Annotated in this window: 20 protein-coding genes; 10 read left to right on the plus strand and 10 right to left on the minus strand. The window is 57.1% G+C overall.

The genetic code is table 11. The features are described from left to right. Positions 1-36: 36 nt before the first annotated feature. The 3 genes from entF to fes are packed head-to-tail and all read right to left on the minus strand — an operon-like array spanning position 37 to position 5,313. Entirely contained in the window at positions 37-3,894 is a 3,858-nt protein-coding gene (gene entF, locus HMPREF3143_RS00645) for an enterobactin non-ribosomal peptide synthetase EntF (RefSeq protein WP_070531339.1), read from the minus strand. Continuing rightward, entirely contained in the window at positions 3,891-4,103 is a 213-nt protein-coding gene (locus tag HMPREF3143_RS00650; RefSeq protein WP_063453219.1) for an MbtH family protein, read from the minus strand. The genes entF and HMPREF3143_RS00650 overlap by 4 nt, the downstream gene beginning before the upstream one ends. 10 nt (positions 4,104-4,113) lie before the next feature. Then, complete coding sequence (gene fes, locus HMPREF3143_RS00655) at positions 4,114-5,313, minus strand: enterochelin esterase (protein WP_070531342.1); 1,200 nt, start codon at positions 5,311-5,313, stop codon at positions 4,114-4,116. 144 nt (positions 5,314-5,457) lie between these two features. On the opposite strand from fes, the gene HMPREF3143_RS00660 reads away from it, so the two are divergent. Further along, complete coding sequence (locus HMPREF3143_RS00660) at positions 5,458-7,707, plus strand: TonB-dependent siderophore receptor (protein ID WP_008500981.1); 2,250 nt, start codon at positions 5,458-5,460, stop codon at positions 7,705-7,707. An 86-nt stretch (positions 7,708-7,793) separates the two neighbouring features. Then, positions 7,794-8,435 (plus strand): enterobactin synthase subunit EntD, encoded by a 642-nt coding sequence (entD, locus tag HMPREF3143_RS00665; protein WP_046092250.1) that lies wholly within the window; start codon positions 7,794-7,796, stop codon positions 8,433-8,435. Between the two features lie 161 nt (positions 8,436-8,596). On the opposite strand, the gene HMPREF3143_RS00670 is transcribed toward entD, so the two are convergent. The 7 genes from HMPREF3143_RS00670 to betT all read right to left on the minus strand — a co-directional run bounded on the left by HMPREF3143_RS00670 (position 8,597) and on the right by betT (position 17,307). Continuing rightward, a complete protein-coding gene (locus tag HMPREF3143_RS00670) occupies positions 8,597-9,577 on the minus strand; it encodes a fimbrial protein (protein WP_025912689.1) in 981 nt (326 codons plus the stop codon). Between the two features lie 77 nt (positions 9,578-9,654). After that, complete coding sequence (locus HMPREF3143_RS00675; protein WP_046092251.1) at positions 9,655-12,018, minus strand: fimbria/pilus outer membrane usher protein; 2,364 nt, start codon at positions 12,016-12,018, stop codon at positions 9,655-9,657. A 172-nt stretch (positions 12,019-12,190) separates the two neighbouring features. After that, entirely contained in the window at positions 12,191-12,868 is a 678-nt protein-coding gene (locus HMPREF3143_RS00680) for a fimbrial biogenesis chaperone (protein ID WP_050009998.1), read from the minus strand. A 60-nt stretch (positions 12,869-12,928) separates the two neighbouring features. Continuing rightward, the gene (locus tag HMPREF3143_RS00685; protein ID WP_025912686.1) at positions 12,929-13,483 is read right to left on the minus strand and encodes a fimbrial protein; all 555 of its coding nucleotides are present in this window, start codon (positions 13,481-13,483) and stop codon (positions 12,929-12,931) included. 103 nt (positions 13,484-13,586) lie between these two features. Continuing rightward, complete coding sequence (locus tag HMPREF3143_RS00690; protein WP_025912685.1) at positions 13,587-14,183, minus strand: hypothetical protein; 597 nt, start codon at positions 14,181-14,183, stop codon at positions 13,587-13,589. A gap of 33 nt (positions 14,184-14,216) precedes the next feature. After that, entirely contained in the window at positions 14,217-14,597 is a 381-nt protein-coding gene (locus HMPREF3143_RS00695) for a hypothetical protein (protein WP_025912684.1), read from the minus strand. 676 nt (positions 14,598-15,273) lie between these two features. Beyond that, positions 15,274-17,307, minus strand: coding sequence for a choline BCCT transporter BetT (gene betT / locus HMPREF3143_RS00700; protein ID WP_045335450.1), 2,034 nt, complete (start codon positions 17,305-17,307; stop codon positions 15,274-15,276). Between the two features lie 128 nt (positions 17,308-17,435). Between betT and betI the strand changes: the two genes are divergently transcribed. The 8 genes from betI (at position 17,436) to HMPREF3143_RS00740 (ending at position 25,878) form a co-directional block, all read left to right on the plus strand. Continuing rightward, a complete protein-coding gene (gene betI, locus HMPREF3143_RS00705) occupies positions 17,436-18,023 on the plus strand; it encodes a transcriptional regulator BetI (RefSeq protein WP_008500977.1) in 588 nt (195 codons plus the stop codon). 13 nt (positions 18,024-18,036) lie between these two features. Then, complete coding sequence (gene betB, locus HMPREF3143_RS00710) at positions 18,037-19,509, plus strand: betaine-aldehyde dehydrogenase (RefSeq protein WP_070531346.1); 1,473 nt, start codon at positions 18,037-18,039, stop codon at positions 19,507-19,509. A 13-nt stretch (positions 19,510-19,522) separates the two neighbouring features. Further along, complete coding sequence (betA, locus tag HMPREF3143_RS00715; RefSeq protein WP_023293075.1) at positions 19,523-21,187, plus strand: choline dehydrogenase; 1,665 nt, start codon at positions 19,523-19,525, stop codon at positions 21,185-21,187. A 143-nt stretch (positions 21,188-21,330) separates the two neighbouring features. Further along, complete coding sequence (locus HMPREF3143_RS00720) at positions 21,331-21,894, plus strand: fasciclin domain-containing protein (RefSeq protein ID WP_008500973.1); 564 nt, start codon at positions 21,331-21,333, stop codon at positions 21,892-21,894. A 43-nt stretch (positions 21,895-21,937) separates the two neighbouring features. After that, positions 21,938-22,492, plus strand: coding sequence for an RNA polymerase sigma factor (locus tag HMPREF3143_RS00725; protein WP_032674326.1), 555 nt, complete (start codon positions 21,938-21,940; stop codon positions 22,490-22,492). Then, positions 22,489-23,136 (plus strand): anti-sigma factor, encoded by a 648-nt coding sequence (locus tag HMPREF3143_RS00730; RefSeq protein WP_070531349.1) that lies wholly within the window; start codon positions 22,489-22,491, stop codon positions 23,134-23,136. The genes HMPREF3143_RS00725 and HMPREF3143_RS00730 overlap by 4 nt, the downstream gene beginning before the upstream one ends. A gap of 273 nt (positions 23,137-23,409) precedes the next feature. Next, positions 23,410-24,150: an SDR family oxidoreductase gene (locus tag HMPREF3143_RS00735; RefSeq protein ID WP_070531353.1), complete on the plus strand. Its 741-nt coding sequence runs from the start codon at positions 23,410-23,412 to the stop codon at positions 24,148-24,150. 33 nt (positions 24,151-24,183) lie between these two features. Continuing rightward, positions 24,184-25,878 (plus strand): thiamine pyrophosphate-binding protein, encoded by a 1,695-nt coding sequence (locus HMPREF3143_RS00740; protein ID WP_070531356.1) that lies wholly within the window; start codon positions 24,184-24,186, stop codon positions 25,876-25,878. Positions 25,879-25,883 lie beyond the last annotated feature (5 nt).

The following is a 25,883-nucleotide window of genomic DNA, read 5'->3' on the forward strand; positions in this document are numbered from 1 at the left end:
CGGGTGGCGGTTACGCCTTACCCGGCGCTTTTGACGTTACCCCAAAATATTCCTCAACACTGGCCCAATTTTCTCAAACGCCTGCGGTGAAATGATATCCACGTGGGCGCAGTCCTGGCTGTACACCTCCAGTTCCCCCACCCACGGTGCCCAGGCGGCCTGCGGATCCATCATGCGCGTGCGTTCGGCAACAAACAGCGTCGCTTTACCGTCAAAGCGTGAACTGTGCGCCGTGGTGAGCAGCCGCACCGCATCGGCGTAGTTGCCTTCGATAGCGTTAAACAGCTCGCTGGAGCCCTGTCCCTGCTGGGCGGCGATAAACGCCTGCCGCTCGCGCTCGATTTCCGCCAGCACCGCCGGGTCGAGGCCGTTGGCCTCTTTCTCCGCCCAGTTCTGGGTTTCCGGCGGCCAGGTGTCCAGCAGGCCGAGGAAGGCCACCTCTTCACCCAGCTCGCGCAGACGCGCAGCAATGCCCTGCGCCAGCGTGCCGCCGAGAGAATAGCCGAACAGATAATATGGCCCCTGCGGCTGCTGCTTACGCAACGTATTCAGGTGATGCTCAATCACCCCATCCAGATCCGCACGCTGCTGCATCGGCCCCTCTGGTCGAGGAGACTGAATGCCGGTAATTGACCAGCGCGGGCTGAGGTAGCGCGCCAGGACGCTAAACTGCCAGGCAAAGCCGGACGCAGGATGGAAGCAGAACAGCGTCGGGCCGTTGCCTTCGCGCAGCGGCAGAAGGGTTTCATACCCCAGACGCTGCGCCTGCTCGTCGCTCAGTTGAGAGTCCAGCAGCGCGCTGAGCTTGCCGACCGTCGAGGCGACCATAATCTGCCCCGGCGTGACCTTGCGGTTGAACGCGCGGCTGAGCTGCGCCGCGAGGCGCATCGCCAGCAGCGAGTGGCCGCCGAGGGCAAAGAAATCCGCCTCAATGTCGCTGATCTCACAGCCCAGCAGCGCGGCAAACGCCTGCGCCACGGCGATTTCAGTTTCGCTTTCCGGCGCGCGACCGGAGGTTTTACCGGTCAGTTCCGGCAGCGGCAGCGCCTTGCGATCCAGCTTGCCGTTGGCGCTCAGCGGCAGCGCGCTGATTTGCAGCAGCACCACCGGCACCATATGCGGCGGCAGCTGGGTTCTGAGCGATTCCAGCAGCGCGTCGCGGTCCAGCGGTAAGCCGGATTCAGAAACCACGTACCCCACCAGCTGGCGCGCATCGCCGCCCGTCGCCGCCGCCTGGTTGAACACGCAGGCGTGCGCCACGGCCTGGGCCACGTCCGGCAGCGACAGCATCGCCCGGTCGATTTCACCCAGCTCGATGCGCTGGCCGCGGATTTTCAGCTGGTCATCGCTGCGGCCCAGATACTCCACCGCGCCGTTGTCCAGCCAGCGGGCAACGTCCCCGGTGCGGTACATGCGCTCGCCCGGCGCGAACGGGTCGGCAATAAAGCGGCTGGCGGTGAGATCGGGGCGTCCCAGATATCCCTGCGCCAGCTGGATGCCGGTGAGGTAGAGATCCCCCGCCACGCCGAACGGTACCGGGCGCATCATCGCATCCAGAATGCGCAGCCCCGTGTTCCACACCGGGAAACCGATCGGCACGCTGTTACCTTCCACCGCCGCCAGCTCGGGGCCATACGCCGGATACCAGCTGACGTCCACCGCCGCTTCGGTTGGACCATAGAGGTTATGCAGCGGCACATGGGTCAACGCTTCCCACTCACGGCACAGCGCCGTCGGCAGCGCTTCGCCGCTGCAGAACACCTGCTTAAGCGTGTTGCAGCAGTCGACGTTTTCCGGCGTCAGCGAGGCAACAAACGCCGCCAGCATCGACGGCACGAAGTGGGGTGTCGTCACGCCGTACTGCGCGAAGAAGCTCTGCATTGCTTGCGGGTCGCGGTGCGCGTCCGGCTCCGCCATCACCAGCTTCGCCCCGGCGATAAACGGCCACCAGAACTCCCACACCGACACGTCAAAGCTGCACGGCGTTTTCTGCGCCACCACATCGTTCGCGCCCAGCGGATAATGGTCCTGCATCCACTTCAGGCGGTTAACGATGGCGGTATGGCCGACCATGACCCCTTTTGGACGCCCTGTCGAGCCGGAGGTAAAGATGATGTACGCCGTCTGCTCCGGCTTCGCCAGACGCAGCGGTTCAGCATCGGTGGCCGGTAAAAGTGTGTTGTAACTAAACGTCTCGACGGACAGATCGCTAAAGCGCGGAAGCTGTTCGTCGGTGGTAATGAGCAGGGACGGCTTCGCGTCCTCGAGCATCATCCGCAGGCGATCGTCCGGGTAGCCGGTGTCGAGCGGCAGCCACGCGGCGCCCGCCTCCACAATGCCGTGCAGCGCTAACGTCAGGAATACCGAGCGCGGCAGGGCCACCGCCACGCTGTCGCCCGGCTTCACGCCGCGCGCGCGCAGCAGGTTTGCCAGCGCGACGACTTGCTCGCGCATCTGACGATAGCTGAGTTCAACGTGCGCATCCACCAGCGCCGTGGCATCCGGCGTTTTGCTCGCCTGTTCCGCCACCAGATCCGCGAGCGTGGTGGACGGCAGCGCCAGCCCGGTATCGTTGATGCGCGCGAGCTTTGCGTATTCCTGCTCTGAAACGGTTTCCACCTCGCCGCAGCGCAGGTCCGGGTTGGCCGCAAACTGCATCAGCATCGCGTTCAGGCGCGCAACGTGTCGCGTCAGCGTCGCCTCGTCGTAACGCTGCTTATTGGCGAGGATCTCCATGCTCAGCCCGCCCTGCTCGTCCGGGAACAGCGCCAGCTCCAGATCGTTCACCGGGCCGGTCGCCAGCGTGTGGGTGATGGCCTCCACGCCGTCGATATCCAGCTGATAATCGAACACTTTTACGTTCAGCACCGGGCCAAACAGCGCTTCATCGCCTGCGGCACGTCCGCTGTCGCGCACGATCTGCTCGGCGTCGTAGCGCTGGTGGCGGCGCATTTTTTTCAGCTGGTTCGCCAGGCGCAGCGCCAGCGAGGGCAGGCTCTCCTGGGGATCGATATTGACCGCCAGCGGCAGGACGTTAAGCACCGGCCCGGTCGCGGTGAGCGCCGCGGATCCCATCCGGCGCATAAAGATAAACCCGGCGGCGTAGTCCAGCCGTCCGGTGAGGCGCCCCAGCCACAGCGCCACCAGCGCAAGCGCCAGGTCGGTGCGCTGTACCTGCCCTGCCGCCTGTGCAAGCTTGCTGAAAGCGCGGCCGTCGGCGGTAATTTTCAGACGCAGAATGTCGGTCGTGGCGGCGCGGCCCGGCAGCGGCGCGGAGGAGAGCGAGACCGGAGAAGGCAGCTCTTTGCGCTGCCCGGCCCAGAAGGCGCCGTCGCGCCGGTACGCCTCGCTGTCGCGATAGCGCTGATACTCGTCCACCACCTCTGCGAATGGCGTAAACGGGGATTCCGGCGTGGGTTCGCCCTTTTTCCACGCGGCATAAATCGCGGCGATCTGGCGGGTTATGGCTGGGAAGCTGAAGCCATCCACCACCAGATGGTGATAGCGCTGATACCAGTACCAGTGTTTTTCACCGACCTGAATCAGCTGATGGAAAGCGAGCGGCTGACCGCTGTCCACGCGCAGATCCTGACTGAGATCGGCGTCCATCAGCGCCACGGCGGCGGCGTGGGAATCAACGCGAACGATGGACGGTTCCGGCAAAATGACGGTGCCATCCACCCACTGCCATACCTCGCCGTTATCTTCGGCAAAGCGCATGCGCAGGGTATCGGCCTGCATCATGCCCGCGGCAACGGCTTTTGCCAGCAGCGGCGCATCGATATCGCCTTTCAGCTCGGTGTAGTGCGCCACGCTCCAGGCGTTTGGCAGCGTGGACAGCTGTTCCGCCATCCAGATACCAGGCTGGGCGGCGACGAGAGGAAGACGGTTCATGCGTTCTCCCCCGCGAAATAAGACGGATCAAGCGTCTGCCAGCGTTCCGCCAGCCACTGCTGGCACGCCTCCTGAGACTGTGCTTCGCACACCACGCCCCACCCTGCCGGCAGTTCGCACTGCTGTGGCCAGAGGCTGTACTGCCCCTGGTCGTTTTGCAAAATGGCGAACTGTCCCTGCGGATTATCGAAAGGATTGCTGAATTCCATACAGACTCCGTTAGTGAATAAGCGGCTGCCAGAGGGTGATAAGCCCCTGCGTCAGCCCACCGCGCCAGCAAAGCGCATCGTGTCCGCCGTCAACCTGACGCCAGATAACCGGTTGGTGTGTGTGCAGTTCGGCATAAATCACCTGATTCGCGCGGAAGATGAGCGGCTCGTTGCGCCCGGCCTCAAGAAGGATGCGTAGCCCGCGAGGGGATATTTCGCCGGTTTTAAGTTGTTCGATTAACAGCCCGTCCTGCTGGCCGCCGCGGTGTGGCCACCAGTAGGAGCCGGACTGGCTAAGCACGCAGCCAAAACGCTGCGGCCAGTGCAGTGCGGCATAAAGGGAAGAGAGACCGCCAAAGCTTTGCCCTGCGACCACCGTACGGTCGGCGCGGTCGCTAAACGGCGCGCGTTGCTGGACAAGGGGGAGAAGTTCTTCCTGCACCGCCAGCCAGAAGTCGGGATTGCACGGCAGCTCGCTGTTGCGATGCGCCATATCGATAACATCGATTAAGACGTAGACCGCTGGCGGCAGGTTGCGCCCGGCGGTGAGCGACGCCAGCGCAGGCCAGACCGGCATGCTTTCGGCCCAGAATTGCCCGTCGAGCAGCACCGCCAGCGGGCGTTCCGAGTCGTCGCCCCCGGTGGTGAAAATCCAGATGCGGCGGCGATTTTTCAGGCGCGCGCTTTCCCACTCAATGCAGACTGGCGGCTGATACGGCGTATCGGGATGATTCCACCCCGGCTGAACCGGTGCTTGCGGCATCTCCAGCGCGGAGACGGCATGGCCGCGCCCGCCGCGCCAGCTTTGCGGATTCAGCGGGTCTGAAACCGCGTGAGGCAGCAGCTTGCGCCAGCCTTCACGCAGCGCCATGCGCTCCGGCTGCTCGCCTTCAAACACGACGCTGGCAAAATCGTTTTCATTCACGGAAGGGATAAAACAGTAGCTTCCGCGCCACTCGGGGCTGAACTCGCCCTGCCACTGCCAGACGTCGGTATCGGGAATGCGTTCGAGGGACTGCGGGCGGGCATTTTGATGGTGATCGGTCACGCCGGTGACGTAGAGCCAGACGCGTTTGATCGGTGACGTTCTTTGCGTTCCTGCCGGGTCACGCCACCAGAACGTGACGCGATAGTTTCCCTTTTCCGGCGTCCATTCAGGCCCGTTTTTCGACTGCCACCACGCTTCACTTCCCGTTGTTAACGCCGTCACCCTTATAACCTCATGTTTAACAGTCTTTTTTGTTTCAGAGCAAATTTTATTGATAATATTATTGATAACTATTTGCATTTGCAATAGCGTAGTGCCCGCGCTGTGGGAAGCGCTCATAAAACAACCACAAAAGCAGGACGTACAATGAATAAGAAGATTCACTCTCTGGCCTTGCTGGTCAATTTAGGGATTTATGGCGTCGCGCTGCCTGCTCTGGCAGACGACAACACCGCCTCTGCGCAGCACGAAGATACGATGGTGATCACCGCCGCCGAGCAGAATCTGCAGGCGCCGGGGGTATCGACCATCACCGCCGATGAGATCCGCAAAAACCCGCCCGCGCGCGACGTGGCGGAAATCATCCGCACCATGCCGGGCGTTAACCTGACCGGTAACTCCACCAGCGGCCAGCGCGGGAATAACCGTCAGATTGATATCCGCGGCATGGGGCCAGAAAACACCCTGATCCTGATCGACGGCAAGCCGGTGACCAGCCGTAACTCCATCCGTCTGGGCTGGCGCGGCGAGCGTGACACCCGCGGCGATACCGGCTGGGTGCCGCCGGAGATGATCGAGCGCATCGAAGTGATCCGCGGTCCGGCCGCCGCGCGCTATGGCAACGGCGCGGCAGGCGGCGTGGTGAACATCATCACCAAAAAATTCGACGACCAGTGGCACGGCTCCTGGAACACCTACCTGAATGCGCCTGAGCACAAGGATGAAGGTTCCACCAAACGCACCAACTTCAGCCTGAGCGGCCCGCTGGGCGGCGACTTCAGCTTCCGCATGTTCGGCAATCTGGACAAAACCCAGGCCGACGCGTGGGACATCAACCAGGGTCACCAGTCTGACCGTACCGGCGCCTACGCCGACACGCTGCCCGCGGGCCGTGAAGGGGTGGAAAATAAAGACATCAACGGCGTGGTGCGCTGGGACTTTGCGCCGATGCAGTCTCTGGAATTTGAGGCGGGCTACAGCCGTCAGAATAACCTCTACGCCGGTGATACCCAGAACACCAACAACGACAACAGCTCCAGCGGCCTGGTGAAAAAGAACTACGGCAAAGAGACCAACCGTATCTATCGCCAGAACTTCGCGGTGACCTGGAACGGCGGCTGGGATAACGGCATTACCACCAGCAACTGGGCGCAGTACGAGCACACCCGCAACTCCCGTCTGGGTGAAGGGCTGGCGGGCGGTACGGAAGGCTTGTTCAACAGCAATAAATTCACCGACACCGATCTGGCCGACGTGATGCTGCACAGCGAAATCAACCTGCCGATTGATTTCCTCGTTAACCAGAACCTGACGCTGGGTACCGAGTGGAACCAGCAGCGCATGAAAGATTCCACCTCCTTCACGCAAACCCTGCAGGGCGGCACCATTCCGGGCATGAGTAACGATCGCAGCCCGTACACCTCAGCGGAAATCTTCTCCCTGTTCGCTGAGAACAACATGGAGCTGACCGACAGCACCATGCTGACCCCTGCCCTGCGCTTCGACCACCACACCATCGTCGGCAACAACTGGAGCCCGTCCCTGAACCTGTCGCAGGGTCTGGGGGATGACTTCACGCTGAAAATGGGCATCGCCCGCGCCTATAAAGCGCCAAGCCTGTATCAGACCAACCCGAACTACCTGCTCTACAGCAAAGGTCAGGGCTGCTACGCCAGCTCCGACGGCGTAGGCTGCTATATGATGGGTAACGACGATCTTAAGGCCGAAACCAGCATCAACAAAGAGATTGGTCTGGAGTGGAAGCGCGACGGCTGGCTGGCGGGCGTGACCTGGTTCCGCAACGACTACCGCAACAAGATCGAAGCGGGCTACGCGCCGATCGGCCACACCTCGTCCGGTAAAGTGCAGACGGATATCTACCAGTGGGAAAACGTGCCGAAAGCGGTGGTTGAAGGGCTGGAAGGCTCCCTGAACGTGCCGGTCAGCGACACCATTAACTGGACCAACAACATCACCTACATGCTGCAGAGCAAGAACAAGGAGACCGGCGACCGTCTGTCGATCATTCCGGAGTACACGCTGAACTCGACACTGAGCTGGCAGGTTCATCAGGACGTGTCGCTCCAGTCGACCTTTACCTGGTACGGCAAGCAGCAGCCGAAGAAGTACAACTACAAAGGTCAGCCTGTGACCGGGTCTGAAAAAGACGAGGTCAGCCCGTACAGCATCGTTGGTCTGAGCGCGACCTGGGACATGACCAAAAACGTCAGCCTGACCGGCGGCGTGGATAACGTCTTCGACAAGCGTCAGTGGCGTGCGGGTAATGCCCAGACGACCGGGAACGCCACCACCGGCGCGTATATGTACGGCGCGGGGGCTTATACCTATAATGAGCCAGGCCGCACGTGGTATATGAGCGTGAATACGCGATTCTGATAAAGGCAACAACGCCTCCCTCTCCCCGTGGGAGAGGGCTGGGGTGAGGGCAACAGGCCGCACTATTTATTGATAGAGGGGAAACCATGCACACCACCCACCGCACGTTCATTCTCGCCGGCCATACCGTACACCACGTCACCTTCGACCCAACCACCTTCACCGACGCCGATCTCCTCTGGCTCCCCCACCACGCTGAGCTTGCAAACGCCGGGCGCAAACGCAAAGCCGAGCATCTGGCAGGCCGCATCGCCGCCGCGCATGCCTTACCTGACCACACTGTGCCCGGCATCGGCCCCAGCGGTGAACCGCTCTGGCCGGAAGGCGTTTCAGGGAGCATCACCCACAGCGGCACGCAGGCGATGGCGGTTGTAACATGCGACCATCCGGCGATTATCGGCATCGATTGCGAAACGATCCTCTCCGAGAATGAAGCTCAGGAAATAAAAGACGGCGTCATTGATGCCCAGGAAGAGCTCGTCCTTTCCTGCTCAGGTTTTCCGTTCCCCCTCGCCCTGACGCTGGCGTTTAGCGCCAAAGAGAGCCTGTTCAAAGCCCTCTTTCCGAAGGTACAGTCCTGGATGGGGTTTGACAGCACTCGCGTCACACAGCTCGACGATAAAACGCTTACCCTGGCATTAACCCTTCAACGCGCAGGATACGCCAAAGCCACCGCCTTCACCCTTCACTGGCGACAGCACGGCGAAAAGGCGATCACCCTGCTGTAAGGCTCTCCTGCCGACGGGAATGCAGAGGCTCAACCCGACACCAAACATGCCTGAAAAAATGATCCCCATAACCCATTCTGTTTGATTCGGCTGTTATCTTTCAGGCATTCGGTGTAAACCGCGCAGAACAGGCCGGATGCGAGGGTATTTCAAATAATGCGTTAACGATAGGTCATAGTAAACGACGCCGTGGCGCTCACCGAGCCTGATCGAGCATTCGCAGAGGTCATATAATAAGCGGCCTTAAAGGGAATATTGACGATTTCTCCTGCCGAGGTCGTCGTGCCGTATTTAATAAGCTTGCCGAACTGCACGGGCGAATCGTTATATTTTAGCTGAATGCCCAAACCTGTAGCCGTCGAACTGCTGTTTAACCCCAATACTCCGTTAACAGGATCGGCAAGCGGGCTGACATTATCCAACGTCACATTCACTGCGGTCTGTGCACTACAGATAAGCGGTATGGAAAATGTCACCTGATTCTGGGTGCTGCCGACGCCGTTAAACTTCGGTAATAGCGCAATTCCCATATTAATATTCAAATTTTTATCTTCAATCTGACAGGATGCAGTGCTTATATTCATCGGCGAAAATATATATTTAAAAAGCGGCAGGCGCATAATGTTATTACTTCTCGGAGTACTGTATTCCATATTTATCGCCAGAGCGGGTATTGAGCCCGTCTCCGGGGTAGTGCTGGTTTTGATCAGCTCAAAAGTATCCGTGAACGTTGATACACCATCCTGGAGGATCCCTCGCCTCCAGTTCGGGTTATTGAGGTCCATTCTGGTGACAAATTCGCTACTTTGCGTGGTGCTGGAAAAGTTCTTCCACCGGATGCCAATGCCAGGAACCTCTGTCGCCCGCACGTTTGCCAGCGGCGAGGCGCCGTAATCCGTATTCGCCCCGGAGAGCTGAATAAACCACGAGCCATCGTATCCGATTTGCTGACCCTCAGGGTCACATTTTATGGGGTTACTGGTAATTATCGTTGCTAATACCGTTCCAACCGGCGCATCCCGCTGAACGACAATATTGTGATCGAAGTTGACCGCTACGTCGTTTGCAGAACACAGCGCAAAGGCATTCAGAGAGACAGCGCATCCCACGGCTGCCGTCGCGATTTTAAATACGGTGGACATGATATGTTCCTTCATTTCAGGCAAGGCGTAGGCCTTCTCTCGTAAAAGTAATAATACGTATTAACGCAATGAGAAATTTAACGACACGTCGCAGCGGTACGCTGAATTTTACCCGGTAAGGCGTTCAAGTTTATTTTGGCGCGGCAGGTTTTCGCTCCCCACTGTACCGTTATGCTGTCACCGTCGTTCAGGCCGCTCATATAGACCTCTCCGTCGCTCCCGACAATGCTCATCGCATCGCTTCCGTTAAGCTTTACCATGGCCCCAAAGGGCACCGGCGAGTTCTGATACAGCAACGTTATCAGAGCCCGGAACCCCGTTCTCGCTTTGAACGTCGCGCGCACCACGGCACCGCGCGTAGGTACGACGTTGACTACGGATTCGTCCACATCCACGTCCGGCCCCAGCGAACCGATGTCTATCGCAATCCGGTTTTCCTGATAAGCGCTGGCATAGGGCACTACCGCATATCCGCGCCAGTCCGTTTTAACGCCAGGGTTATTGCGCACGCTCACGCCTGATGCGCCCTGCGCTTCTAGCAGCACAATGGTATCCCCCAGCGGCTGAGAGAACGTCACGCCATGCTCGTGGCCGACAATCCCCCCCTGCAGACCGAAGTTCAGCTGACTGTTCTGTCGGCTGTAGTTGTAGCCTGCGCTTACGGTACCGTAGCCGCCTTTATAGGTTCCGCTTAGGGAACTTCTCGATTCTCCGCCAGACGACGTATAGCCCTGCTGAACAAGGTAGCTCAGGTTATTATCAGAGAGTGCGGTGCCGCTCAGACCCACCAGGTGCGTCTCAGGACCGTTCTTTTGCATATTCACGCTATAGCTGGCCCAGCTTTGCGGCAGCCATTTGCTCAGCGGCACCTGTAAGTTAAAGGCTACAATCTGGTCCCTACGGTCTTTGCCCGGCGTTTCGCTGTAGGTGTAGCCGAGCGAGTAATTGATATCGCGAATACTGGTGTTAAAGCCGGTGCTGACGTTGCGCTCATAGCCCTGTCTGCCCCAGTAGTCCTGCTGGTATGCCGAAATATAAAAATTTCCCCAGCTTTGCAGCGACTGGCTGAGGTTGAGTTGCAGTCGGCTTCGCTTGTTGTAGCGCTGGCTGCTGAATTCATTCACCTCCTGGAAGGTATAAAAGCCTTCCGTGGAGTAGCGATAGCTTGCGAGCGTCACGGTGGTATCGGTCGTGGCCACCGTTTTTGAATACTGCACCCGATAGGACTGTCCCCGGCTGCGGCGATTTTTCTCCTCAACGAGCTGGCTTTCGGCAAGGGTAACGTCCGCCGATAGTGAGCCTATATCGCCAAAGCTGAGGCCGGAACCAAGCACGCCGGACGCATAGTTACTTGCCCCCAGGACGCCACCGTACAGCGTGAGATTATTGGAGAGGCCATAAGCCAACGTGCCCAGGCCAAATGTGGGCGTATGTGCCCCATGCTTCGTCGTTCGAAACTCGCCTGTGCTCAGCGCATACTTCACGCGGCCTTCCCGCAGCATGACGGGAACCGCGGAGAAAGGTTGCACGAAATGCTGGACGCTGCCGTCAGCTTCGGTGACGACAATATCCAGATCGCCGCTCGCTGACGTGGGATAAAGATCGCGAATGATAAAGCTGCCAGGCGCCACGTAGGTTTGATAAACCGTGTAGCCGTTTTGCTTCACGGTAACCGTGGCGTTGGTGCGGGCGATCCCCCGAATGATGGGGGCGAAGCCGCGCATGCTTTCCGGCAACATGGTGTCATCGGAAAAAATTTGGGCGCCGCGAAACATCACGCTGTCAAACACGTCGCCGGGGGTGCTGGTTTCCCCCACCTGAAACTGCCCTCTCAAAAACTGGACGTCGCGGCTCAGGGTCGTATTCAACGACGAAAACGACTGCTTTCCGTTGTTCTTCGTCACGGTGCTGTAGTTACGCAGGCGCCACGGTCCCGCATTAATACCGCTTTGCAGATTGGTGTAAAGCTGATCCTGCGCCTCACCGTCCCGGCTCCAGCTGCGCGAGCCGTTGATGCTGTAATTTACCAGCAGTGCAGAAATGCCCTGGTTCCAGCGCGACGGATCAACGGTGCCGCGTGCCCGCGCGTTAAGCGCCGATTGAGGGATAGAGATATCCAGTCTCTGCCTGTCAAAATCCAGCCGGGTGGAGGCATCCGGTATAAATGCGCCGGGATCGGTAATTATTGCCTCGGCAGGCAGCATGGATAATTCAGGAAATGCCTTGACCCTGACACCAAGTGATTCCAGCACGCTCCGGTTAAGCTCCGGCGCCAGCCCGACGCCGTTAACAGATACAAAAGAGATATTTTCCGTTCGGATATAATTTTCATTAAGCCATATTTCCACCCTGTAGGTGCCGGGTAACTGTTCTCCCCGCTCGAAGCGGCCCAGATCGATGCCCTGAGAAGTCGAGTGTGTTTTTTCAAGCGCATCGGCCATAAAATAGAGTTCGCCCGCAGCTGCGGGAAAAACGCCCGAAATAAAAAGCGCTATCGTCGAGAGTCGACTTACGCGGTTAGGCCACGAGCCAGAGAAAAAACCATATCGAGAAAAAGGAACAGTATTCACTTTGCTTACCTGCGCGAGTGACATAGCGTATTGTTAATATTTTTTATTTCAGCATCTGGCGCTTTTCTGTCGTTACGCCACCAAAATCATTTATGGCTTTCCAGGCCACCTGCGTTCCACTGCCGGCCACCGTTGCGGAACTAAAGGGTGAAATCATCGGCGGCTGCGCAATCGTTTTATTGCCAATCGTTAATGAATAAAGAGAAACGTAGAACGGCGTTGGGTTATTAATCACCAGGTGTTCACCGCGCGTCTCAAACTTTAATTTCGTCCATGCTTCACCGGATTTTTCAGACGCCAGCGCCGCAGGGCGATAGAAAATTTTCATACGCGTCTTAACGGCAATAAGCAGCCGATTTTCATCTGACCGGGTCATTGAGGGAATAGACTTAACGTTTAGCCAAAAGATAGATTCGCGATTATCAGGCAGTGTTTTTTCACCGGTATAAATGATCCGCAGCGTATTTTCATGGCCTCCGTCTAGGCGGAACAGGGGCGGCGTAACGATAAAAGGAACCTTCTCCTTCGAGTTTTCACCTAACTCAACCCATGACTGAATTAAATAGGGAACGGCATCCCGACTGTTACTCACCGGGAGTGAGGCTTCGCTTTCATTTCCATTATAAATTAAGCGTGTCCCCCCGACGGTTATGCTGGCCTGAACCGGTAGAGAGAGCAGGCAAACGCCTGATAACGCAATCGTTCGAATAAGTTGACTCATCATACGTTCCCAATATTTCAGCAAGAGACAACGGGGCGCACCTTAGGTACGCCCGGGATATTACTGATAGGTAATGGTAAAATCTGACGTCGCGTTTGCCGTACCCGCCACCACGGCAGCCTGCGTTGCCTTATATTTGGCCACGAAGGTCATCTTATTGCTGTTTGCGGCATCTTCGCCTGCGCTGGTGTCAAGGGTGATGCTCTTCGACTGGGTTGCCAGAGGGATCGCGGTAATGCCATCCTCTTCATAAAACGCAACGCCTACACCTTTCGCCGTTTGATCGCTGTTCAGCGCAAGAATACTGGTGTCAGAGCTGTCCGCAGTACCATCAAACTTAATAGATGCAGAGGTAACGGCCGCGGGGCAATTGTTCAACATAATGCTGAAGCGGGTTGCAGCAGCAACAGATCCGGCCGCGCTGAACGAGCTTTTAGGGATTTTCCCAAGGTTAACGGTCTGATTCGCCGTACTGGATTCAATCGTACAGGCCGAATCAAGGATTGTGCCGGTGAAATTAATTTTTCCATCGGCCGCCTGAGCGGCAAAGGTGATTCCACTCACGGCAGCGGCCGTCAGTACATTACGAATTACACGGGTAACTTTAGTTTGCATAGCTTTATCCTTAGGATTGAACATTATCTGCATTGACGTCATGTCAATGCAGGAACAGCGGAATAAGTCCGCTAAACCAGTTAATGTATTATTTATTGCCCAGTCAGGCTGATTTTAGACAAGGATGGTGATAAGCCTGAGTGGATAAAATAACGATGAGCTGTTTCATCTCTGAACTGCTTCCTAATGCAAGTCGCTTTCTTAAATAGTAGTTTTTATTAATGTCATCGCGGTCATTGCAACGATATTTCCCGGTCGACGCATCGTATAGCGTCATCAGAAAGTCCAGATGTTCTGGCGATAACTTTACCGATAACCTGTCGTAAATAACATCGGCTACTTCCCAGGGTTTTTCCGTTGCGGGGAGTTTCGCTGCGCGATCGCAAAGCGCCTTCAACTCTTTGATCGTCGTAACCAGCCAGAAGAGTTTTAAATAGCTATTGCCTGTGTTTTCTTCTGGTGAAATAAAATAGGTTCGTCGCGATAATCCTCTGGCCGCGAGCCGAGAATACAACCACCTTATGTTATCTGTTGTTTCATCAATTGCATCAATCAAAATGCAAGGCTTATCCAGGATCGTTGCACAGACGATAAACTCAAGGCGGTTATCAAAAAAGAATACCGCTTTGTCCGCTGAGGATAAGCCCTGAATGGCCTGCCTCATTGCAAAATTCCGAGTGAACACCAGTAGCGTCGTCAACGTTCATTCCTTTTTTTAATTCACATAACATGATTAAGATGAAGTTTTGACAACATATATGCGCTCTAAGCAAGACCTATCGATTACATAAGCTTTTCCATCAACCCTTGCAAAGGGATACCGCTCAAAGCCGACGGTATTAAACGCATTTTGAATTTTTTTAATCATGGACAGTAGATAAGATCTGGAGCACCGCAACCCATGATCTTCAAAAACATGTACGATGATGTCATTATCGTAGACAATTCCTTCATCCATTCCTGACAATAAATACTCAAACAATCTGGCTTTCGTTGTACCAAATCTTTTGATTCGGCCATTTTTGATATTAATTAGCGTGCGCGTTGTTGGCCTGTATTCCAGATGCTGGAAAATGGTGTATCCATACAGAAGTTCGTCAGAGACAAAAGGCACAACCACTCCTTAGGGGCTTATCGTTCTCATTTCTTTGACATCTCCTCCTCCGCACTGGGTAATCAGTGTTCGCCTGATTTGTAGAAGATGGTATTTGAATGAAGAAAATGTGACAATGAGACAGATTTATCAAGATAAAAAATCACAACTTAGACTCTATTAGAAATATTCAACCAATAAATTAACATTATTAAGTATAAAAATCCTTTTGATAAAAAAATGTATAAAGCCAACACTAATTTTTAACGAAATTATTACACAAGCATATTCATCCATTATAATTAACAAAACAGAACAAAAAACCAAACAATAAACAATCAATAATTCAAATCAATAAGTTAGTAGAGTAAAGAAAAGGAATTAAACCTTTTCTTAATAGGGTTAATTTAAGATTATTCATGACAAAACTTTGAGTTTTAGTAAAACACCCAATACAAAACCTGAATTTTCTTTACAAAACCCTAACCCCCTCTCGTGTGAATAATAAAAAAACTTATTAAAAATCAATCACATCATGAGAAATCACACTCAGATCAATTTTTTTGATGAAAATTAACATTATTCCGGCACATTCCTTCTTCCCTTCCCGTGATGAGTTCTGCCAGCAAACTCAAGAGATAAAAAAGGCAAGTGCCGATAGACACTTGCCTTATATTGCGCGTTTGTAAAAAGTAACTTACGTATCCGGGAACATCACGCTATTCCCCGGCGCTTCCCTGTGCAGATGGATAAAGTTCAGGTGCCGTTCATACTGGTCCAGAATATCCGTAATCACCTGCTCCTTGCTGTAGTCCATCAAATCATTCCCCTGGCTTCCTTCAAGCAGGAAGGTTTCCAGCCGGTAGTAGGTCGATTTCCCGCTGCGCGCCCGGTAGGTAAAGCCGGGGACAGAGTACTGCTGCGGCCAGATCTGGTAGACAAAGTTCTGCTCGTCGCCCATGTGCACCAGCAGATCCAGGTGACCCAGGGTTTCACCCTCCTCTGGCGGCAGGTTTTTCAGCTCCACGTACGCACCGCGCAGCTTCAGTTCCTGCGCCACCTCTTCCATTGCCGGGAAGCAGACCGTCTCCATCATCTGTTTGGTGTAGCGCGTGCCCGGGTAGTTCATCAGGCGCGACAGGCGTTTCTTCCAGCTCAGTCTGTCCTGCGCCCCCATCGGACGCGGTGCGGTATCGCGGCTGGCGCTGACGCGGCGGTAATCTTCCACCTTGAGCGATTTATACAGCCCGGCCATGACAAAGAAGATGACGAAGCTGAACGGCAGCCCCATGATCACCGTGGTGTTCTGTAGCGCCGAGATGCCGTTGGTCATCAGCATGCCGAGCGTCAGCAGGCCGATGGCGACCGACCAGAAGATGCGCAGCCAGTTCGGCGCATCGCTGTTGATGTCTTTGAGCTTCGAAGTGAAGTTGCCCAGCACCAGCGCGCCGGAATCCGCCGAGGTGACGTAGAACAGCAGGCCGGTAATGGTCGCCACGGAGGCGCTAAAGGTGAACGCCGGGTACTGCGCCAGCAGGCTGTAGAAGCCGCGCTCCGGGTGCGCCATCGCTTCCTGTGCAAAGGTCGCGTTGCCGTGGATAATCTCATGCAGCGCGCTGTTGCCGAACACCGACAGCCACAGCAGGGTAAAGGTGAACGGGATAATCAGCGTGCCCATCACAAACTGGCGGATGGTGCGCCCGCGCGAAATACGCGCCAGGAACAGGCCGACAAACGGCGACCACGCCACCCACCACGCCCAGAAGAACAGCGTCCAGTTGTTCATCCACTCCACCGGACGGTCAAAGGCGAAGCTGTTCAGCGTCATGCCCATAAAGCGGTTTACGTAGTCGCCCACGTTCAGCACTAAGGCATTGAGCAGGAACGAGGTGTCGCCCATAAACAGCACGAACAGGATCAGGCCCAGCGCCAGCGCCACGTTCAGTTCGGAGAGCACGCGGATGCCTTTATCGACGCCCGACGTCACCGAAATGGTGGCAATAATGACGGAGAGCGCAATCAGCGCCGCTTTCGCCGCCATCGAATCCGGAATATCAAACAGCACGCTCAGCCCGTAGTTGAGCTGCACCACGCCAATCCCGAGCGTGGTCGCAATACCGAAGATGGTGCCGATCACCGCCGCGATATCGACGCTGTGGCCAATCGGGCCGTTAATCTTTTTACCGAAAATCGGGTACAGCGCGGAGCGAATGGTGAGGGGCAAATTATAACGATAGCTAAAGTATCCCAGCGCCATGCCCATCAGGGCGTACATTGACCAGCCGGTCAGGCCGTAGTGGAACAGCGTCCAGACCATCGCCTGGCGCGCAGCCTCCATCGTCTGCCCTGCCCCTTCCGGCGGCTGCATATACTGCGTGACCGGTTCCGCCACGGAAAAGAACATCAGGTCAATGCCGATGCCCGCGGCAAACAGCATCGCGGCCCAGCTCAGCAGGCTGAACTCAGGCTTGGACTGCTCTGGCCCGAGCTTCACGGAGCCGAAGCGCGAGCAGGCAATGCAGACCACAAAGACGATGTAGAGCGTCGCCGCCAGCAGGTAGTACCAGCCGAAGGTCTTCGATACCCAGTTCAGGGTGCGCCCAATCCACTCGGCAGAAAAATCGCGAAAGAAGATCGTTGTCAGGGAAAACAACAAAATCAGCCCGGCGGACGTATAAAAAACGACCGGGTTGATTTTGTCTTTTTCTCTGTCCTGTGAAAGGTCTGTCATCCAGTATCCTCACTGTTTTTGTAACTATTAAAATCCAAATCCGCAACAATTAAGACACATTTTATATTGAACGTCCAATCAAAAACCGCTTTAATGGTTAACCAAAGCTGATGAATGGAGTGGCAATAATGCCCAAAGTGGGGATGCAGCCGATCCGGCGCAGGCAGCTTATCGACGCCACGCTGGAAGCAATAAATGAAGTGGGAATGCATGACGCGACGATCGCGCAGATCGCCCGTCGGGCGGGCGTTTCCACGGGGATCATCAGTCACTATTTCAAAGACAAAAACGGTCTGCTGGAAGCGACCATGCGCGACATCACCGGCCAGCTGCGCGATGCGGTATTAAGCCGCCTGCACGCCCTGCCGAACGGCAGCGCGGAGCAGCGTCTGCAGGCGATTGTCGGCGGTAACTTTGATGAAACCCAGGTGAGCAGCGCGGCGATGAAGGCCTGGCTGGCCTTCTGGGCAAGCAGCATGCATCAGCCCATGCTCTACCGCCTGCAGCAGGTGAGTAGCCGCCGCCTGCTGTCGAACCTGGTGTACGAGTTCCGCCGCGAGCTGCCGCGCGAGCAGGCCCAGGAGGCGGGCTACGGGCTGGCGGCGCTGATCGACGGGCTGTGGCTGCGCGCCGCGCTGAGCGGCAAGCCGCTGGATAAGACCCTGGCGCAGTCGCTCACCAGCCACTTTATCAGCCAGCATTTACCGACCGATTAACCGAGGAGAATTTATGTCCCGAATGGCAGAACAGCAGCTTTATATCAATGGTGGTTATACATCGGCCACCAGCGGTCGCACCTTCGAGACCATCAACCCGGCCAACGGTGACGTTCTGGCGACCGTACAGGCCGCCGGGCGTGAAGACGTCGACCGCGCCGTGGAAAGCGCAAAACGCGGGCAAAAAATCTGGGCGGCGATGACCGCCATGGAGCGCTCCCGCGTTCTGCGTCGCGCCGTCGACATCCTGCGCGAGCGCAACGACGAGCTGGCAAAGCTGGAAACCCTCGACACCGGTAAAGCGTATTCCGAAACTTCCACCGTCGACGTCGTCACCGGCGCGGACGTGCTGGAGTACTACGCGGGGCTGATCCCGGCGCTGGAAGGCAGCCAGATCCCGCTGCGTGAGACCTCATTCGTCTACACCCGCCGCGAGCCGCTGGGCGTGGTGGCGGGCATCGGCGCGTGGAACTACCCGATCCAGATCGCCCTGTGGAAATCGGCCCCGGCGCTGGCGGCGGGCAACGCGATGATCTTCAAGCCGAGCGAAGTGACGCCGCTTACCGCCCTGAAGCTTGCCGAGATCTACACCGAAGCGGGCCTGCCGGACGGCGTGTTTAACGTCCTGCCTGGCGTGGGCGCAGAGACCGGCCAGTACCTGACCGAGCATCCGGGCATCGCGAAAGTCTCTTTCACCGGCGGCGTCGCCAGCGGCAAAAAAGTGATGGCGAACGCCGCGGCCTCGTCCCTGAAAGAGGTGACGATGGAGCTGGGCGGTAAATCCCCGCTGATTATTTTCGACGATGCGGATCTGGATCTCGCGGCGGACATCGCCATGATGGCCAACTTCTTCAGCTCCGGCCAGGTGTGCACCAACGGCACCCGCGTGTTTGTTCCGGCTAAGTTCAAAGCCGCGTTTGAGCAGAAAATCGTTGAACGCGTGGGCCGCATCCGCGCGGGCGATCTGTTCGATGGAGCTACCAACTTTGGCCCGATGGTCAGCTTCCCGCACCGCGACAGCGTGATGCGCTACATCGCCAAAGGCAAAGAGGAAGGCGCGCGCGTGCTGTGCGGTGGTGACGTGCTGAAGGGCGAAGGCTTCGATAACGGCGCGTGGGTGGCCCCGACCGTGTTCACCGACTGCACCGACGAGATGACCATCGTGCGCGAAGAGATCTTCGGCCCGGTGATGTCCATCCTCACCTATGAGTCCATTGAGGAAGCGATTCGCCGCGCCAACGACACCGACTACGGGCTGGCGGCAGGCATCGTCACGGCCGACCTGAACCGCGCCCACGGCGCCATTCATCAGCTCGAAGCGGGCATCTGCTGGATCAACACCTGGGGTGAATCCGCCGCAGAGATGCCGGTCGGCGGCTACAAGCACTCCGGCATTGGCCGCGAGAACGGCGTGATGACGCTGCAGAGCTACACCCAGGTGAAGTCCATCCAGGTTGAGATGGGTAAATTCCAGTCCATATTTTAACCGGGAGGTTTATTTGCAATTTGACTACATCATTATCGGGGCCGGCTCTGCCGGCAACGTGCTGGCGACACGACTGACTGAAGATCCGAACACCACCGTCCTGCTGCTTGAGGCGGGCGGACCGGATTACCGATTTGACTTCCGCACCCAGATGCCCGCCGCGCTGGCGTTCCCGCTGCAGGGCAAGCGCTACAACTGGGCGTACGAAACCGAGCCAGAACCCTTCATGAACAACCGCCGCATGGAGTGCGGACGCGGCAAAGGGCTGGGCGGCTCGTCATTGATCAACGGCATGTGCTACATCCGCGGTAACGCGATGGACCTCGACCACTGGGCGAAAGAGCCGGGCCTGGAGCACTGGAGCTACCTCAACTGCCTGCCCTACTACCGCAAGGCAGAGACGCGCGACGTGGGGCCGAACGACTACCATGGCGGCGACGGTCCGGTGAGCGTTACCACCTCGAAACCGGGCGTGAACCCGCTGTTTGAGGCGATGGTGGAGGCGGGCGTGCAGGCGGGCTATCCGCGCACCGACGATCTCAACGGCTATCAGCAGGAGGGCTTCGGCCCGATGGACCGCACGGTCACGCCGCAGGGCCGACGCGCCAGCACCGCGCGCGGCTATCTGGATCAGGCGAAACCGCGTCCGAACCTGACCATCCGCACCCACGCCATGACCGATCGCATCCTCTTTGAGGGCAAGCGCGCGGTGGGCGTCGAGTGGCTGGAGGGTGAAAGCACCATCCCATCCAAAGCGACGGCAAAAAAAGAAGTGCTACTGAGTGCCGGGGCGATTGCCTCCCCGCAGATCCTCCAGCGCTCCGGCGTGGGCAACGCTGACCTGCTGAAGCAGTTTGATATCCCGCTGGTGCACGATCTGCCCGGCGTGGGGGAAAACCTGCAGGATCACCTGGAGATGTACCTCCAGTACGAATGTAAAGAGCCGGTCTCCCTCTACCCTGCCCTGCAGTGGTGGAACCAGCCGAAGATTGGCGCGGAGTGGCTGTTTGGCGGCACCGGCATAGGTGCGAGCAACCACTTCGAAGCGGGCGGGTTTATCCGCAGCCGCGAGGAGTTTGAGTGGCCAAACATTCAGTACCACTTCCTGCCGGTGGCGATTAACTACAACGGCTCGAACGCGGTGAAAGAACATGGCTTCCAGTGCCACGTCGGCTCCATGCGCTCCCCGAGCCGTGGACACGTGCGCATCCAGTCGCGCGATCCGCACCAGCATCCGGCGATCCTGTTCAACTATATGTCCCACGAGCAGGACTGGCAGGAGTTTCGCGACGCGATCCGCATCACCCGCGAGATCATGCACCAGCCCGCGCTGGACAAGTACCGCGGCCGTGAAATCAGTCCGGGTATTGACTGCCAGACCGACGAGCAGCTGGACGAGTTCGTGCGCAACCACGCCGAAACCGCCTTCCACCCGTGCGGCACCTGCAAGATGGGCTATGACGAGATGGCGGTGGTCGACGGCGAAGGCCGCGTTCACGGGCTGGAAGGGCTGCGCGTGGTGGATGCGTCGATTATGCCGCAGATTATCACCGGCAACCTGAACGCCACCACCATTATGATTGGTGAGAAGATTGCCGACGCCATTCGCGGGCGCGAGCCGCTGGCGAAGAGCACGGCGGCGTATTATGTGGCGAACGGGGCGCCGGTGAGACGCTAAGTCATTTGCCCTCTCCCCACCGGGGAGAGGGAATTCACTTCCCAGCCACAAATTTATTTTCATTTCCCTGCATCCAGTTTCCCCCCGCCCCTCGTATATGAGTATGTGAGCAACGCCTTTGCTCCTTAATCCGAGGATAAATGATGAAAAAGCTACTCAGTGTTGCATTCGTATCCAGCGCGATACTCTTCTGTGCAGGCGCATCAGCAGCCATGACGTCAGACACCGTGATGGTGGGCGGAGCGGCGATGTTCCCGAGCAAAAATATTGTTGAAAACGCCGTGAACTCGAAAGATCACACTACGCTGGTGGCCGCCGTCAAAGCGGCCGGGCTGGTGGATACGCTTCAGAGCAAAGGGCCTTTCACCGTCTTTGCGCCGACCGATGCGGCGTTTGCGAAATTGCCTGCCGGCACGGTCGAGAACCTGGTCAAACCCGAAAACAAAGCCACGCTCACCAGCATCCTCACCTATCACGTGGTCGCCGGTAATTACGATATGAAAGCGCTGGAGCAGAAAATTAAACAGGGCGGCGGCCACGCGGAGCTGAAGACCGTTAACGGTCAACCGCTGTGGATCATGAGCAACGGCCCGCACAATATTCAGCTTAAGGACGGTAAAGGTAACGTGGCGAACATCAGCACCTACGACGTCCATCAGAAAAATGGCGTGATCGATGTGATTGATACCGTCCTGATGCCTAAGTAGTTGTCTATACTTCGGAAGTGTGACGTTGCCTTCCGGAAAAAACATGGATAACGCGCTGGCTGAACAGCAGTTGAAATTAATGCAGGCGATCGCTAACGGCGATCGCCGCGCATTTGAACAACTTTACCGACTCACATCGCCTCACCTGTTTGCCGTTGCGCTGCGCATGCTGCGCGACCGCGCCTGGGCAGAAGAGATCCTGCACGACTGTTTTGTCACCGTCTGGAGTAAAGCCGAAACCTATAACGCTACCCTGAGCTCCCCGATGACCTGGCTTACGCATATTGTTCGCAACCGCTGTATTGACTGGCTGCGCAGCGGGCAAACCCGGGCTGCAGCCCGTGAAGAGTCGTATTCGGAAGATATTCTGCTGAGCGAAAGCGATGAGCAGAATAACTGGCACGACGATGCGCAGGCAGAGCGGCTCAGGCATTGTCTCGAACATTTGAGCAGCGAGCAGCGCCAGAGCATTACGCTCGCCTACTATCAAGGCATGTCTCACAGCGACATTGCCGACTGGCTCCAGCAGCCTGTAGGCTCGGTGAAAAGCTGGATACGTCGGGCAATGGATCATCTTCGGGAGTGCGTGGGGCTATGAATGACGCAGAAAAACGCGACGACATGCTGGCAGCAGAGTATGCCCTCGGCACGCTGCGGGGAGGAGCACGGCTTCAGTTCCAGAAAAGGGTCCTCCGTGAACCGGCTCTGGCCGCCCGCGTCGCGTACTGGCAGAAAATGTTCAGCACGCTGGATAGTCATCTTGTGCCCGTCCCTCCACCCGAGACGGTGTGGAAAAGAATCGCCCTCGACCTGCCGCCCAAAAAGCCTTTACGCAAAAGTCGGCCTTATGTCGGCTGGATGGTTGCGGCCTCCCTCGCCGCCCTGTCGGTCGTTGCCTGGTATGCCACCCGTACACCGGAACTCGCTCCGCTGATCGTCCTCAACGATGCCCAACAGCACGGGGAATGGGTCGTCAGCGCGGATGCCAGCCGCCAGCACCTGAGCATTGCCCCTCTTCGGCCGACGGCCGTCGCGGCGCAACACAGCCTCCAGCTTTGGCTGATCCCAGGCGGGCAGGCGCCGGTCTCCATGGGGCTGCTGCATAACGACATACCGACACGCGTCACCCTCAGGAACACAACGCTCCCTCCTGACGCCACGATAGCCATAAGCCTTGAACCAGCGGGCGGATCGCCCACTGGGCTCCCCACAGGCCCGGTGCTTTACAGTGGCAAATTGTAATTCTCAGGCCCTGTTCGCAGGGCCGCTATCGTGACCCCATTTCATTTAAATACTATTCTCGGTTACCTATAAGAATTAAATATTAAGCCTGTAATTAATTTAATTATTAAAAAACAACATTGACAGACTCTTGCGCACTCCATTAAGTTTTAAATGAACATCATTTTATTTCCGATACACAATATATCAAAAACCGCATTAATGAATTTGTCATTATTCATTTACGCTTCTCTGCCTTTTATTTTTTGCATCACTCAATAGCGAGATAAGATCATGAATAATAGTGCAAACAAGGTTGTTGTCATTACCGGTGCCAGCAGCGGTATTGGTCAGGCGATTGCCCTCCATTTAGCGAATAACGCGTTTTCGCTGGTGCTGGTGGCGCGCCGTCTGGACAGAATTAATGCCCTGGTGGATCAGATTATTCAGCAAGGCGGCAAGGCGATAGCCGTGAAGGCCGATGTCACCCGTCAGGAGGAGGTTCAGCGCGCCATTGACGCTGCCGTTGCCGCCTACCAGCGCGTGGATGTGCTGATCAACAACGCGGGCTTTATGGCTATCGCCCCCTTGAGCGAGCTGAAAACCGACGAATGGGACAAGATGATTGACACCAATCTGAAAGGGGTGCTGTACGGCATCGCGGCCGCGTGGCCGGTGTTCCAGCGTCAGGGCAGCGGGCATTTTATTAACGTTGCCTCCGTTGCGGGCATCAAGGTGCTGGCGCCTGGCGGCGTGGTGTACAGCGCCACGAAATTCGCCGTCCGCGCGCTGAGTGAAGGCTTACGTCAGGAGGCGGGTAGAACCCTCCGCACGACGCTTATTTCACCCGGCGCCGTCGAGAGCGAACTGCAATTCGGCAGCTCTGACGAAGAGAGTAAAAAATTTCTCCATGAGTTTTATAAGCAGGCTATTCCGGCTGACGCAATTGCCCGCGCGGTTTTATTTGCCATAGAACAGCCTGGCGACGTTGATATTAATGAAATTGTTGTTCGTCCGACGCAGGAAGAATTTTAGCCTGGGTTAAATAATACTGAATGAGGTGTCAGTATGATTAAATCATTAACGTCCTTATCAGATCTCAATATGCGAACGGGTGCCGATATTCTTCTTGAAGTGCTGGAGAGTGAAGGCGTGGAATATATTTTTGGCAACCCCGGCACCACCGAACTTCCTCTGATTGATGCCCTGCTTCGCCATGAAAATATTCACTATATTCTGGCGCTTCAGGAGAGCACCGTGGTGGCGATTGCCGACGGCTATGCGAAAGCCTCCGGCAAAACGGGCTTTATCAATTTGCATACCGCGAGCGGCCTGGGGCACGGCATGGGGAATCTCATTAATTCGCGGATCATGAAAACCCCGCTGGTGGTGACCGTTGGACAGCAGGATACGCGGCACTACGTCCGCGACCCGCTGCTGTATGACGATATTGTGTCCATCGGCTCTCCGGTCATGAAGTGGGCGCAGGAGGTCACCAGCGCCGACCAGCTCCCGGTGCTGGTACGCCGCGCGTTTCACGCTGCCAGCTACCCTCCGGCTGGTCCGGTGCTGCTCTCCCTGCCGATGAACGTGATGGAAGAGCTGAGCGACGCCGGAATACAGACGGCGTCGAGAGTGAACTACCACACCGTGGCGGGCTCGCTGGACGAGCTGGCGGAGGCGCTCAGCGAGATCGCGCCGGGCAGGATCATGATTGTGGCGGGCGATGAGGTGCACTCCAGCGGCTCGACGCAGGAGATTGTCGAGCTGGCGGAAGCGCTCAGCGCCCACGTCTACGGCTCCTCCTGGCCGCTGAATTTGCCTTTTCCCACTCAGCACGCGCTCTGGCGGGGCAATATGCCCACCACCGCCAGCGAAATCGCCAGCATCATCAATGCCTACGATGCCGTATTTATCATCGGCGGCAGAAGCCTGATCACCATTTTGTACAGCGAGGGCGAGGCTATTCCGGCGACCTGCGCGGTGTACCAGCTCTCGGCGGATATGCACGAGCTTGGCCGCACCTATGCCACTCGCCTTTCGGTGATGGGGGATATCAAACTGTCCCTGCACGAACTGCTGCCAAAGCTTAAGCAGCGCCTGATCGCCAGCACGCTGGCCCACCAGCGGCTGCTGGTGGCGGCCCGCGACGAACGAGAGAAGGAGTGGCAGCAGCAGGAGGAACGTCTGGCCGTCGAGCGGCTACGCCCGGCCCTTTCGCCGATGGTCGCAGCCTGGGAAGTCATCCGATCCATTCCGGCGGGTACCACCATCGTGGATGAGGCGATAGCGACCGCCAGGCATGTCCGCCGGTTCATCTCTGACCAGCAGCACCAGCGCTACTACTTTATGCGCGGCGGCGGACTGGGCTGGGGGATGCCCGCAGCAGTAGGTCACTCGCTGGGGCTGGGCCGCGAGCCGGTAGTGTGTTTAGTTGGAGACGGAGCCTCCCTCTACTCGCCGCAGGCGCTCTGGACGGCGGCACACGAAAATCTGCCGGTCACCTTTATCGTCATGAATAACAGGGAGTACAACATCCTGAAAAACTTTATGAAGAGCCAGGCTGACTACAGCTCAACGCGGCTGGGGCGTTTTATCGGGATGGACCTGGTGAACCCGCATATCGATTTTCAGTCGCTAGCCACCGCCATGGGCGTCCACTGCTGCCGGGTAACCGAGGCTGCCGATATCGCCGAAGCGGTAACGCGCGGCCTGCAGTCAGGAAAAACCAACCTGATTGAAATCGCGATTTCCGCGGATTAACCGCG

Origin of the sequence: Enterobacter sp. HMSC16D10, from assembly GCF_001807145.1 — a bacterium.
Taxonomy (GTDB): Bacteria; Pseudomonadota; Gammaproteobacteria; order Enterobacterales; family Enterobacteriaceae; genus Enterobacter; species Enterobacter roggenkampii.

What these genes read in the sequence shown, in the direction of transcription:
- HMPREF3143_RS00725 (WP_032674326.1), top strand. Translation starts at nt 21,938, where the DNA reads ATGGATAACGCGCTGGCTGAACAGCAGTTGAAATTAATGCAGGCGATC.
- betI (WP_008500977.1), top strand. Translation starts at nt 17,436, where the DNA reads ATGCCCAAAGTGGGGATGCAGCCGATCCGGCGCAGGCAGCTTATCGAC.
- HMPREF3143_RS00740 (WP_070531356.1), top strand. Translation starts at nt 24,184, where the DNA reads ATGATTAAATCATTAACGTCCTTATCAGATCTCAATATGCGAACGGGT.
- HMPREF3143_RS00735 (WP_070531353.1), top strand. Translation starts at nt 23,410, where the DNA reads ATGAATAATAGTGCAAACAAGGTTGTTGTCATTACCGGTGCCAGCAGC.
- HMPREF3143_RS00685 (WP_025912686.1), bottom strand. Translation starts at nt 13,483, where the DNA reads ATGCAAACTAAAGTTACCCGTGTAATTCGTAATGTACTGACGGCCGCT.
- HMPREF3143_RS00680 (WP_050009998.1), bottom strand. Translation starts at nt 12,868, where the DNA reads ATGAGTCAACTTATTCGAACGATTGCGTTATCAGGCGTTTGCCTGCTC.
- entD (WP_046092250.1), top strand. Translation starts at nt 7,794, where the DNA reads ATGCACACCACCCACCGCACGTTCATTCTCGCCGGCCATACCGTACAC.
- HMPREF3143_RS00670 (WP_025912689.1), bottom strand. Translation starts at nt 9,577, where the DNA reads ATGTCCACCGTATTTAAAATCGCGACGGCAGCCGTGGGATGCGCTGTC.
- betB (WP_070531346.1), top strand. Translation starts at nt 18,037, where the DNA reads ATGTCCCGAATGGCAGAACAGCAGCTTTATATCAATGGTGGTTATACA.
- entF (WP_070531339.1), bottom strand. Translation starts at nt 3,894, where the DNA reads ATGAACCGTCTTCCTCTCGTCGCCGCCCAGCCTGGTATCTGGATGGCG.
- HMPREF3143_RS00660 (WP_008500981.1), top strand. Translation starts at nt 5,458, where the DNA reads ATGAATAAGAAGATTCACTCTCTGGCCTTGCTGGTCAATTTAGGGATT.
- HMPREF3143_RS00675 (WP_046092251.1), bottom strand. Translation starts at nt 12,018, where the DNA reads ATGGCCGATGCGCTTGAAAAAACACACTCGACTTCTCAGGGCATCGAT.
- HMPREF3143_RS00650 (WP_063453219.1), bottom strand. Translation starts at nt 4,103, where the DNA reads ATGGAATTCAGCAATCCTTTCGATAATCCGCAGGGACAGTTCGCCATT.
- HMPREF3143_RS00730 (WP_070531349.1), top strand. Translation starts at nt 22,489, where the DNA reads ATGAATGACGCAGAAAAACGCGACGACATGCTGGCAGCAGAGTATGCC.
- betT (WP_045335450.1), bottom strand. Translation starts at nt 17,307, where the DNA reads ATGACAGACCTTTCACAGGACAGAGAAAAAGACAAAATCAACCCGGTC.
- HMPREF3143_RS00720 (WP_008500973.1), top strand. Translation starts at nt 21,331, where the DNA reads ATGAAAAAGCTACTCAGTGTTGCATTCGTATCCAGCGCGATACTCTTC.